This window comes from Pedobacter sp. UC225_65 (assembly GCF_042698365.1).
Classification (GTDB): domain Bacteria; phylum Bacteroidota; class Bacteroidia; order Sphingobacteriales; family Sphingobacteriaceae; genus Pedobacter.
On the sequence record NZ_CP170550.1, the window covers coordinates 1,728,714 to 1,741,697 of the forward strand.

Annotated in this window: 6 protein-coding genes and 2 pseudogenes; 4 read left to right on the top strand and 4 right to left on the bottom strand. The window is 40.3% G+C overall.

Translation table 11 applies throughout. The features are described from left to right. Positions 1-54: 54 nt before the first annotated feature. Positions 55-759: a tRNA1(Val) (adenine(37)-N6)-methyltransferase gene (locus ACFJIZ_RS09090; RefSeq protein WP_379092593.1), complete on the bottom strand. Its 705-nt coding sequence runs from the start codon at positions 757-759 to the stop codon at positions 55-57. Between the two features lie 2 nt (positions 760-761). Next, positions 762-1,145, bottom strand: coding sequence for a VOC family protein (locus ACFJIZ_RS09095; protein WP_379092596.1), 384 nt, complete (start codon positions 1,143-1,145; stop codon positions 762-764). A gap of 507 nt (positions 1,146-1,652) precedes the next feature. On the opposite strand from ACFJIZ_RS09095, the pseudogene purL reads away from it, so the two are divergent. Then, a pseudogene (purL, locus tag ACFJIZ_RS09100) lies at positions 1,653-5,318 on the top strand (phosphoribosylformylglycinamidine synthase). 163 nt (positions 5,319-5,481) lie between these two features. Here purL and ACFJIZ_RS09105 read toward each other — a convergent pair. Beyond that, positions 5,482-5,829, bottom strand: a complete 348-nt coding sequence (locus ACFJIZ_RS09105; protein WP_379092599.1) for a hypothetical protein — start codon at positions 5,827-5,829, stop codon at positions 5,482-5,484. A gap of 284 nt (positions 5,830-6,113) precedes the next feature. Here ACFJIZ_RS09105 and asnB point away from each other — a divergent pair, with 284 nt between their 5' ends. Beyond that, complete coding sequence (asnB, locus tag ACFJIZ_RS09110; protein WP_379092602.1) at positions 6,114-7,961, top strand: asparagine synthase (glutamine-hydrolyzing); 1,848 nt, start codon at positions 6,114-6,116, stop codon at positions 7,959-7,961. 84 nt (positions 7,962-8,045) lie between these two features. On the opposite strand, the gene ACFJIZ_RS09115 is transcribed toward asnB, so the two are convergent. Continuing rightward, positions 8,046-8,888 (bottom strand): energy transducer TonB, encoded by an 843-nt coding sequence (locus ACFJIZ_RS09115; RefSeq protein WP_379092605.1) that lies wholly within the window; start codon positions 8,886-8,888, stop codon positions 8,046-8,048. A gap of 320 nt (positions 8,889-9,208) precedes the next feature. Between ACFJIZ_RS09115 and ACFJIZ_RS09120 the strand changes: the two are divergent. Next, positions 9,209-11,393 (top strand): annotated as a pseudogene (locus ACFJIZ_RS09120) (glutamine synthetase III). Between the two features lie 393 nt (positions 11,394-11,786). Beyond that, entirely contained in the window at positions 11,787-12,968 is a 1,182-nt protein-coding gene (locus ACFJIZ_RS09125) for an AIR synthase related protein (RefSeq protein WP_379092608.1), read from the top strand. Positions 12,969-12,984: the final 16 nt, after the last annotated feature.

Below are 12,984 nucleotides of genomic sequence, written 5' to 3' on the forward strand. Positions count from 1 at the left end.
AAGGGGTCTAAATTACAAATTATAGCCAGATAAGTAGCTTAAAGTTCCAATTTACTAATACCCTAAAAAGAAGTCTTTTAGCAATGTTTGGTAAGCTTTGGTATAAACCTTCTCAGCTTCATAAATGTAAAAGTGTTCGGGTTTTAACTCCATTTTCTTTTGACCCAGGCTCACTATCCTTCTAAATGCTGGTTTAGATTGGTCTGAATGTAAATGGATGAGTTGTTGTTCAAATAGCCCATGTGCTTTCCCCTTTTCTACCAACTGTTCCGCCTGTTTAATGGGCAATATAAACCAAAACTGTCCGTCCTCATTTAAGAGCGCAGCCACTTTTGCGATCAGTTCATCGAAAAAAATCGCATCGGTGTGTCGTGCTATCCCTTTCTTTTCTTCTGTATTCTTTAAATCGTTTACAAAAAAGGGTGGATTAGACACAATGAGATCAAATTGGGCAGTGAGATTATATTGTTCTATGGCTATGTGCTTAGCTTTTAACCTGTCTGCAAAAACTGATAACTCAAAATTCTTTTTGGCCGTAGTCGCTGCCTGTTCGTCAATTTCTACAGCCTCTACCTTCGCCAAAGCAAAACGTTGGGCCAACATCAAGGCAATTACACCCGTACCTGTGCCAATATCCAGTATTCGTTTCGGAGCATGGCTCTTTACCATGGCGGCCAACAATACGCCATCGGTATTGATCTTCATGGCGCACCCACTTTGGTCTACCTCAAATTGTTTGAACCTGAAAATACTGCCCATTATTAACGTTGATAAATTTCTAATGGTAGGCCATCAGGGTCTGTAAAAAAAGTAAACTGTTTACCTGTAAACTCATCTATGCGAATAGGTTCTGTTGTGATTCCCTTTTCGTTCAACTCCGTACTTACCTGCAGTACATCATCCACCTCAAAGGCCAAATGCCTTAAACCTGCAGCCTCTGGCCTCGAAGGTCTGGCTATCGGATTTTCAAAAGAAAAAAGCTCTATCTGGTAAGTTCCGTTTACCGCCAGGTCGAGTTTATACGATTTCCTTTCGGCCCGATAAACTTCTGCTATAATTTTAAAACCCAATTTCTCTACATAAAAGTGTTTGGACACTTCATAATCTGTACAGATAATGGCAATATGGTGTATCCGATTGAACATAGGTATTTGTTTCCATCAAAAGTAATAAAACCCGAATATATTATACGTTAAGATGGCATTTTTAACCTACCGATCAAGAATTTAACGAAGAAACAGTGGTTTGGCCTCACAAATTGCATTTTCTGAATGCTTATCACAGTTTGCTTAACCACCATGCCAAACAAACTTTAATGTTTGCATAAACTTACCGATTACGCATCCGGCATAGCAGCATTTCGCAGGATAGCTCATCAGAATTCTTGCACAGTCCTTAATTATCCGAATAACCAAGGGAACATGCAGCGGGGCTAGGACTGTGATTTGGGTCAAGCCTTAATATTACCGCCATCAGGATTCTGATGTTGCTATTCAAGAAAGGATGCAGGCCTTGACTTTTGGGTACCTTTTTGTTAAGAAAAAGGTACAAAGCCCGTCTGGCTAAGACAATAATAATTATTGAGGTTTAAAAGCGAAATCCGTGGCATTTTTAAAATTTTAACACTAAATTTGCATCTTCAAAAAACAAGCATGATTCATTTCTTCCTAAGTCAATCTGAGGCGGTTTTTGTTTTGCAAACAGAACAACCCCTTTCTGCAACTGATATTACAAAACTTGAATGGTTATTCGGCGGCGCCAAACTTCAAAATGAAAAACACCTTAATGGCTTTTTTGTTGGCCCACGTGCAGCAATGATCACTCCTTGGAGTACAAATGCGGTAGAGATTACGCAGAACATGAGCATGACGGGATGATCCGGATCGAAGAGTTTCAAAAGGTAACAGAAGATTTCTCGGCCTTCGACCCTATGCTTTCGCAAAAATACAATCAGCTAGATCAAGATGTTTACACCATCAACATCAAACCAGAAGCGATTTTGGAAATTACAGATATAGCTGGCTACAATAAACAAGAAGGTCTTTCTTTAAGTGATGAAGAGGTGGATTACCTTAACAATTTGGCTACTAAACTTGGAAGACCTTTAACAGATTCTGAAGTTTTTGGTTTCTCTCAGGTCAACTCAGAGCACTGTCGCCATAAAATATTCAATGGCAAATTTGTAATTGATGGAGTTGAGCAACCTACTTCACTATTCAAACTGATCAGAAAAACCTCTGAAGAAAATCCAAACGATATTGTTTCGGCTTACAAAGATAATGTAGCCTTTATCAAAGGCCCAGTGGTACAGCAGTTTGCACCCAAACGTGCAGACGAACCTGATTATTATGCGACTAGCGATTTCGAATCAGTGATTTCGTTAAAAGCAGAAACCCACAACTTCCCTACCACTGTTGAGCCTTTTAATGGAGCTGCAACAGGTTCTGGGGGCGAAATCAGGGACAGGCTGGCTGGCGGACAAGGTTCATTGCCATTGGCAGGTACAGCGGTTTACATGACAGCGCTTTCTCGTTTAGAAGAAAATCGTCCATGGGAAAAAGGCGTTGAAGAAAGAAAATGGTTATACCAAACTCCAATGGACATCTTGATCAAAGCTTCTAATGGAGCTACAGATTTTGGAAACAAATTTGGACAACCATTGATCACCGGCTCTGTTTTAACCTTCGAGCACGAAGAGCACTCGCGTAAGCTTGGCTTCGACAAAGTGATCATGTTAGCTGGTGGTATCGGTTACGGTAAAGCCAGTCAGGCACAAAAACAAAAACCACAAGAAGGAGACAACATCGTTATCCTTGGTGGCGAAAATTATAGGATTGGAATGGGTGGCGCAGCGGTTTCTTCTGCCGATACTGGCGAACATGGAACAGGTATCGAATTGAATGCGATCCAACGTTCAAATCCAGAAATGCAAAAAAGAGCAGCCAATGCCGTTCGTGGCATGGTAGAAAGCGACCACAATACCATCATTTCTATTCACGATCATGGTGCAGGTGGACATTTAAACTGTCTTTCTGAATTGGTCGAAGAAACCGGTGGTAAAATAGATTTGGATAAACTTCCAGTTGGCGACCCTACCCTTTCGGCGAAAGAAATCATCGGCAACGAATCTCAAGAACGCATGGGCTTAGTGATCAGCGAAGAACACATCCAAACCTTACAAAAGATTGCCGACCGCGAACGTTCTCCAATGTATACGGTAGGTAAAGTAACTGGCGATCATCGTTTTACTTTCCAATCGGCAAAAACAGGTGTCAAACCAATGGACCTTGAACTGAAAGATATGTTTGGCAGTTCGCCAAAGGTGGTAATGGAAGATCAAACCATCAACAGGCCATACGCAGCTGTAGCCTACAATCAAAACCAATTTAACACCTACCTAGAGCAGGTATTGCAATTAGAGGCCGTAGCCAGTAAAGATTGGCTAACCAATAAAGTAGATAGATGTGTTGGCGGACGAGTTGCCAAACAACAATGTGCCGGTCCTTTACAATTGCCGTTAAACAATTGTGGGGTAATGGCATTAGATTTTCAGGGTAAAGAGGGTATTGCCACTTCGGTTGGTCATGCTCCCCTATCTGCGTTGATCGATGCAGGTGCTGGAAGTAGGATTGCTATTGCCGAATCGCTTTCAAACATTGTTTGGGCACCTTTAAAAGATGGCTTAAAAAGTGTATCACTTTCTGCCAACTGGATGTGGGCCTGTAAAAACGAGGGCGAGGACGCCAGGTTATACGAAGCCGTTAAAGCTTGTTCTGATTTTGCGATCGAATTAGGAATCAACATCCCAACGGGAAAAGATTCGTTGTCGATGAAACAGAAATACAAAGATGGTGATGTAATTGCCCCAGGAACTGTCATCATTTCGGCAGGTGCCAATTGCGACGACATTACCAAAGTAGTAGAACCTGTATTGCAAAAAGATGGTGGTTCGATCTATTACATCAACCTTTCTAACGATAGCTACAAATTGGGTGGTTCTTCTTTTGCACAGATCTTGAACAAAATTGGCAATGAAACGCCAGACGTTAAAGATGCTGCACAATTGAAAAATGCATTTAATGTAATCCAACAATTGATCAAGGACGAAAAGATCCAAGCAGGCCATGATATAGGCAGTGGTGGTTTGATCACTACCTTATTGGAACTTTGTTTTGCCGACCGCGAATTGGGCGCCAACCTAGATCTGAGCACTTTAGGTGAACAGGATAGCATCAAATTGTTATTTGCAGAGAACATTGGTGTGGTATTCCAAGCAGATGCCAGTGTTGAAGCTACTTTTAAGGCCAACAACATCGCCTACCATAAATTGGGCGAGGTAAGTTCGACAGCTACCTTAAGCTTGAAAAACTTTGACACCAACTTTAACCTTGATATTGATTATCTACGTGATGTTTGGTTCAAGACTTCTTATTTATTAGATCAAAAGCAAAGTGGTCCTGTTAAAGCAAAAGAACGTTTTGACAACTATAAAAACCAATTGCTAACCTATACTTTCCCTAGCCAATTTGATGGAAAGAAACCTGTAATCGACAACTCAAAACCAAGACCAAAAGCAGCCATCATCCGCGAAAAAGGAAGCAACTCTGAGCGCGAACTGGCCAATGCCATGTACCTGGCAGGTTTTGACGTGAAGGATGTACACATGACAGAATCTGATCTCTGGTAGAGAAACCTTAGCAGACATCCAGTTTATTGGTGCAGTTGGTGGCTTCTCTAATTCTGATGTTTTAGGATCGGCCAAAGGTTGGGCAGGTGCATTCATGTACAATGAAAAAGCAAGAATTGCTTTAGAGAAATTCTTCAGCCGCGAGGATACACTTTCTGTTGGTGTTTGTAACGGTTGTCAGCTTTTTGTAGAGCTTGGCCTGATCAATAAAGACCATGAAGACAAGCCAAAGATGTTGCACAATGCCAGCCATAAACACGAGAGCATCTTTACCTCTTTAACTTTACAAGAGAACAACTCGGTAATGCTTTCTACCTTAGCAGGCAGTACCTTAGGTGTATGGGTGTCGCATGGCGAAGGAAGATTCCATTTGCCATATGGCGAAGAAAAATACAACATCGTAGCCAAATATGCTTACGAGAGCTATCCGGCAAGTCCTAATGGTTCTGATTACAATACAGCGATGTTATGTGATACCACAGGCCGCCACTTGGTGATGATGCCACACATTGAACGTTCATTGTTCCAATGGCACTGGGCAAACTATCCAAAAGGACGCAATGACGAAGTTAGTCCATGGATGGAAGCCTTTGTAAATGCCAGAAAATGGGTTGAAAAACAAAATAAATAAAATTAAAAAAGCCATCTCCTTTACAGAGATGGCTTTTTTAATTGGTTCAATTGTTCAATTGTTCAATTGTTCATTTGTTCATTGGTGGAGCTAAGACCATATGATCCACTTCCATAACCATCTTATCTATTTCCATTTTACCTCTCCCGTCTTACCTCTTCCCTCAAATCCCCTTCACATCCTTCCTCACTTCTTTTCTCCATTGTTTACCAAAGGTCTGGTCTAGGTATTTGGCAACGGTAGCATTATAATCTTCGATACAGATATCATTCGGCATCACGCAACCAAAATCGAAATACTTCAATTTATATTTCTGCTCAAATACCTCTTGCCCTTTTACATGTGTGGAAACGATGCCTCCTAAGATTAGAAAGTTGACCTTACCTTTCTGAAGGTCTGCTTTGGCCTTTGTCTTGCTATTTTCACATCTGTTATCGGCAACTGCTTTTCCTTCCACATTTGTTAGGAAAAAAAAGCAGAGCATCAAAATTGAGATTATCCTTGTCTTCATTGTGCTTGTTTTTAAAAAAGATGCAGTTTTGATGGCTATTCCATAAGAAAAAGATAAAATTCTCCAAACTATAGTTACCGGATTCAGACCTTACTGTGTAAAGCTTTTGTGGGTTAATTATTTAAATATTTGTATGTTTGATATTCAGAAAAACCTAAGTTAGCCTCACTTCGTATCTATATCCAAACTATATGCTGATATTAAAGCTATAGGCCTACTTAGTTATTAACCAAGTATAGACCAGCGTTATTTTTATATATGCTACAACTTAATTCAGTTCTATTATGTGCGGCATAACCGGATTTATTGACCACAACCACATTATAAATGAGCAAGACCTAAAAAATGCTTCTTCAACTATACAGCATAGGGGCGGCAATGGCAATGGCTTGATCTTAGACCAAAAAGAACACTATACCCTTGGTATCGCAAACGAACGCTTGGCTACCATAGACCTAAGCGCAAAAGGTCAACAACCACTTACCTCTACTTGTGGCAATTATAGCATTACTTTTAACGGTACGATCTATAATTACCCTGAGCTTAGGGAATCGCTCATCAAATACGGCATCATCTTTTCTACTTTAACCGATACCGAGGTGATCTTGGAAAGTTATAAGAAATGGGGCAACAGTGCGTTTGAGAAACTGGATGGCTCTTTCTCTTTTGTGATCTTAGACCGCAAGCTGAACCAGTTGATCATTGCCAGAGATGAAATTGGTACCAAACCTTTATATTATTACAAAACAAAGGGCTTTTACGCCTTCGCTTCAGAGATCAGGGCTTTGTTCGCCTACCCGGTTATCGAGAAAAAAATCAATAAAAATGCCATGTCTACTTATTTTAGGTATGGTTATTTTAAAGGAGAGGAAACCATCTACGAAAATATATTCAGGTTCAAGAAAGGCTACCTTACAATCCTAGACATCCACAGTGGCAACAGTTACGATGTACCGATCATCCGCAACAGGGCGCAACAACCTATTGCCATTGCCACCAAAGAAACCGAAGAACAAATCTTAGGTAAGATCGAAGAACTTTTAACGGAATCCATCTTAAAAAGAAATGTTGCCGATGTGCCGATCGGCGTGTTGCTAAGTGGTGGTTACGATAGTGCAACAGTAGCGGCCATCTTGCAGAAAAACCAGACCAAAAGGATCAAGACATTTACAGTTGGCTTTGAAGGCGAAAAATTGGATGAGGCCCCACAGGCCCGTAAAATTGCCGAACACCTTAAAACCAACCATCAAGAGTTCCACCTCGAAAAAGAGATGGCCTATTCGATCTTAAAAAAACTACCCGAAATCTTCGAAGAACCTATTGGAGATAGTGGTGCCATTGCCCTCTTGTTCATCTCAGAAAAAGTAAACAAAGAAGTAAAGGTACTCTTAAGTGCTGAAGGTGGCGATGAACTGTTTGGTGGTTATCGAACTTATGCCAAAGCACTCAAGTTCGATTCTTTTGAGCAAAGGAAAATGCCGAAGTTCTTAAAAAATATCGTGATCGGTACGCTTAAAAAAAGCAATACAAAAACCAAGGCCGTAATTGAGGCCAATGGGCTTTTGAACAAGTATCTAGAAATCAACGCCTGTTTTACCGACCTACAGCTGGGCAAGCTGTTGCGTACCGAACCAATGGTGAATGGCAAAGCCAACCATGAGGTACAGAACATCAAAGACTTGTTGATCTACGACCTGCACAACTACCTGCCCAACGACCTCTTATATAAAAGCGACAAGTGTTTCATGAGCTTTGGTGTAGACAACAGGGATGCCCTTTTAAAAACAGAGCTGGTCAACTATCTTAAAACACTGGATTCTGAATGGTTTATCAAAGATGGGCAGCAAAAATACCTGTTGAAAAAGATGACCAATAAATATGTACCTGCCCATTTAATGGACAAGCCTAAAAAAGGTTTTGTTATTCCATTGGCAACATGGTTGAAAACAACATTCAAACCTCTGGTAGATGTTTACCTAACGCCAGAAAAACTAAATGCACATCATTTACTTAATGTTGACGAGGTATTAAAGATCAAAGCCAATTTCAAAAAAAATGCATCCGATTATAATGCACAGAAAGTTTGGCTATTGCTGCAATTCCAGATGTGGTATGAGCGTTGGATGAATTGACCATTAGCACAGCCAAAATCCCTTCCAAATAAAAAAAGCGATGAACAAAACTGTCCATCGCTTTTAAACAGGCTATTGATTTGCCTATTGCGTAATGGTATAATTGATAGGTAAAGAATAACGCACCCTTACGGTCTGGCTATTCTGCATACCTGGTTTCCATTTTGGTGATTTTTTGATTACCCTAACTGCTTCTTCATCACAACCAGAGCCAATACCTCTGGTTACACTCACATCGCTGATCGAACCATCTTTTTCAACCACAAAGCTCAGATATACCTTACCTTGTATACCATTATCCTGCGCCATGCTAGGATAGTTCAGGTTTCTTTGGATAAACTTTGCCAAACCAGCCATCCCACCCGGAAATTCTGGATACACTTCTACACCTGCAACATTATGTATAGAGTTGTCAATGGCGCCTTCTGTTGCCGTTCCTCCCCCACCACCACTACCTGGTTGTACCACTGGTATTGCATTCTCTTTACCTGTCACGCCTTCTTGCGTAGTGCTTGCCACAACGGCTTCTTCTAACTGACGGGTGGTTACCGGTGGGATTTCTTCGGCAGGCGCCTCTACCACCTTAATGTTACTGGTAAAGTTTACCGTTTTTATTTTTGGTTTGATCGGCTCTGCTTTTACAGGTTCTTCTTTTTTAGGTTCCTCTTTCTTCAGCTGATGGATGACCTCTGGATTGGCAATATTAATGGTGGTTTCAACAACACGATCAGGTACAGGCTGAAAATGTGCATACACCATTGGCACAACAAAAAGGGCAATAAATACCGAACCAGCAATAAACAATGCTTTTGTTAAGATTGAGGCAGATTGCATCCTCAACGCATAAGCTCCGTAGGTTTTGTTTCTGTTACTGAATACGAGAGCGAGCCACTCGCTACCGTACAAATTTGATGAGTTGTTGAACATAGCTTTAAGTTTTTATACAACTATGATGTTAGTTATTTGATTATTCCATAAAATATTTAAAAAATATTTTTTTCAAGCAGCCAAAACACCTAAAGCTAGCGCTAACTAGACACTATAAAGTTCGAGCCAAGCTGATATAAGTAATGATAAAATATCCAAATCAAATTCACACTGCGCTTAATTTTCCTACTTTACTCTTAGTTTTCAACATAAAAAATCAAGTTTTAATAAAAAACATAGGAAATTTTATAAGTTTTGATAAAAATTGATTGAAAAAGCAGATTAAAAATTATATTTTTGGATAAAATTTAAACAAATCAATGAAAAGTCTAAGAACAATTGCGCTAAACGAGGCTCAAAACAGAATTTCACCTGAAGTTAAGGCCCCTTCATCTAAAATTTCTGAATTTTTCGGATCAAATGTTTTTGATAAGAAAAAAATGAGAGATTTCTTATCTAAAGAAGTTTATGAAAAACTAATTTCTACCATTGATCAAGGAGAATTAATTAATCAGGAAGACGCTAATCAGATTGCTTCTGCCATGAAAACATGGGCAATGGCTAAAGGTGCTACGCATTATACACATTGGTTTCAACCTTTAACTGGTTCTACTGCCGAAAAACATGATTCGTTTTTTGAACCTAGCAGCGATGGTCCTATCGAAAAATTTGCTGGTAGCGCATTAGTTCAACAAGAACCAGATGCTTCAAGTTTCCCTAACGGTGGTATCCGTAATACTTTTGAGGCACGTGGTTATACCGCTTGGGATCCTTCTTCTCCAGCATTTATCATGGAAAGCAAAGCTGGTAAAACACTTTGTATCCCAACTGTATTTGTTTCTTATACTGGTGAGGCTTTAGACTACAAAGCACCACTTCTAAAAGCATTGGCTGCTATGGATAAAGCAGCTGTTGATGTTTGTCAATATTTTGATAAAGGTATCACCAGAGTTACTGCATCTTTGGGTATCGAACAAGAATATTTCTTGGTAGATCTTGCCTTGTTCAATGCACGTCCAGACTTGGTTTTAACAGGCCGTGCCTTATTTGGTCACATGTCTGCAAAAGGACAACAATTAGAAGACCACTATTTCGGTTCTATTCCTGAGCGTGTTTATGCGTACATGGTAGATTTCGAAAACGAAGCGCTTAAATTGGGTATCCCATTAAAAACCCGCCACAACGAGGTTGCACCTTCTCAATTTGAATGTGCACCGATCTACGAAGAGATCAACTTGGCCATCGACCACAACCAATTGTTGATGGTACTGATGGAAAAAGTTGCCCGTAGACATAATTTCAAAGTTTTATTACACGAAAAACCATACGCCGGCATCAATGGGTACTGGAAAACACAACAACTGGTCGTTAATTACCGATACTGGCAAAAACTTGTTGGCGCCTGGTAAAACGCCAAAAAACAACCTGATGTTCTTGACCTTCTTTGTAAATACGATCAAAGCGGTACATGAGCATGCTGATCTATTAAGAGCAAGTATTACTTCGGTAAGCAACGACCACCGTTTAGGTGCAAACGAAGCGCCACCCGCGATCATCTCTATCTTCTTGGGTCAACAGTTGGACGAAATCTTAGACGAGATCGAGCACTCTCGCATCAGCAAAAAAATCAAAGAAGACAATGGGCTTTGGTTGGGTATCCCTAAGATTCCTCAAATCTTGTTAGACAATACCGACCGTAACCGTACTTCGCCTTTTGCTTTTACAGGAAACAAGTTCGAGTTAAGAGCTGTAGGTTCTTCTGCCAACTCTTCTGCACCAATGACTGTTCTGAATGCTATTGTTGCTGATCAGTTGACTAAATTTAAGGTAGAAGTAGACAAATTGATCAAAAAAGGCGACAAAAAAGATGTGGCTTTATTAACTGTGATCAAAAAATACATCAAAGAATCTAAAGACATCCGTTTTGAAGGTAATGGTTATAGTCAAGAGTGGGCTGATGAAGCTGCTAAACGTGGCTTATCTAACATCAAAACTACGCCTAAAGCTTTAGATGCTTACGTAAGTGATAAAACTACAGAGTTGTTTACCAAAACAAACATCTTTAGCAAACGTGAGCTACATGCCCGTCATGAGATCTTATTAGAAAGTTTCTATAAAAAACTACAGATCGAGGCACGTGTAATGGGCGAAGTTACCAATAGCCAGATTTTACCAGCAGCTATCCATTATCAAAATACTTTGATAGAGAATGCCAAAGGCCTAAAAGAATTGGGTTTAAGCAAAGAAGCGATTGCTACGCCATTGGCGATGATCAACGCACTTTCTGAGCACATTGGCATTATCAAAACCAACATAGATGCGATGTTAGAGCAACGCAAAAAAACCAACACTATTGAAGATACCCGCGACAAAGCGATTGGTTATGACGAAAAGGTTAAGGTTTACTTTGACACCATCCGTTACCATACTGATAAACTGGAGCAGATTGTTGACGACAGTGTTTGGCCTTTGCCAAAATTCAGAGAATTACTATTTTTAAAATAGACTTTTTTTATCTTAAGGTTAAAAGGTGTCCCGATCAATCGGGATGCCTTTTTTTGTTTATTGGTTCGTGAGCGCACTAACCAATAATTTACAAGAAAGCTTCCTAACCAACTTTAACAAATTGTCATCCTGAGCCTGTCGAAGGACATTCTATAAACACGTCATTAGTTTGTATCCCACGAACCAATTCCCTTAACCAAACCTGTCTCTATAAACGGGATGGAAATGGAAAGCCCACAGGCGAGGCAAGAGCCGAGGACTTGCAATGTACAGCCCGAGTGTCATTGATCGAAGCCACTGTTTTTGCTTTTCAAAAAAAATCATGTTAAATACGAAAACCTTTTACCTTTTACCTTCCACCTTTTAACCTTGAATACTTATCTTTGCAAGCATATGAGCGATAACAGGTATAACCAGCGTGGCGTTTCTGCATCAAAGGAAGATGTACATGCCGCGATCAAAAATATTGACAAAGGCATTTTTCCACAAGCATTTTGTAAGATCATTCCAGATATTTTAGGCAATGATGAAGCTTATTGCAACATTATGCATGCTGATGGGGCTGGCACCAAATCTTCTTTGGCCTATACCTATTGGAAAGAGACTGGTGATATTTCTGTTTGGAAAGGTATTGCTCAGGATGCGATCATCATGAATCTGGACGATCTGATCTGTGTAGGTGCTACTGAAAACATCTTGTTATCGTCTACCATTGGTCGCAACAAAAACCTGATTCCTGGCGAAGTGATTGCGGCCATTATCAATGGTACGGAAGAAATCTTGGCCGACCTAAGGGCATTGGGCATCTCAATCTATTCTACAGGCGGCGAAACTGCAGATGTAGGCGATCTGGTAAGAACGATCATTGTCGATTCTACAGTTACCTGTCGCTTAAAACGCGAAGAGGTAATCAGCAACCATACCATCCAAGAGGGAGATCTGATTGTTGGACTGGCTTCTTATGGTCAAGCAACCTACGAAACCGAATACAATGGCGGCATGGGCTCTAATGGCCTAACTTCTGCCCGTCATGACGTGTTTGAAAAATCCATCGCCAACAACTACCCTGAAAGTTTTGACCCTGCCGTACCTTTTGATCTGGTATTTTCTGGCGGTAAAAAACTAACAGACCCTGTTCAGCTTGATGAGCAGGCCAGTATCACAGCTGGCAAGTTAGTGCTTTCTCCTACCCGCACCTATGCTCCTGTTATCAAAAAGGTATTAGATTTACATAGAAAAGATATCCATGGTTTGGTACATTGCAGTGGTGGCGCACAAACCAAGGTACTGCACTTTATCAACGATGATGTACACGTGATCAAAGACAACCTGTTCCCTATTCCACCACTATTTAAGCTGATCCAAGAACAATCTCGTACCGAGTGGAAGGAAATGTACAAAGTATTTAACATGGGCCACAGAATGGAGCTTTATGTGCCTGCTGCCATTGCCGAAAGTATCATTGCCATCTCTAAAAGTTTTAATATAGATGCACAGGTAATTGGCCGTGTAGAAAGAGGAAGTCAAAAACAGGTTACTTTAAGTAGCGAGTTTGGGACTTTTGTTTACCAATAAGGCAATTAATCAAAAA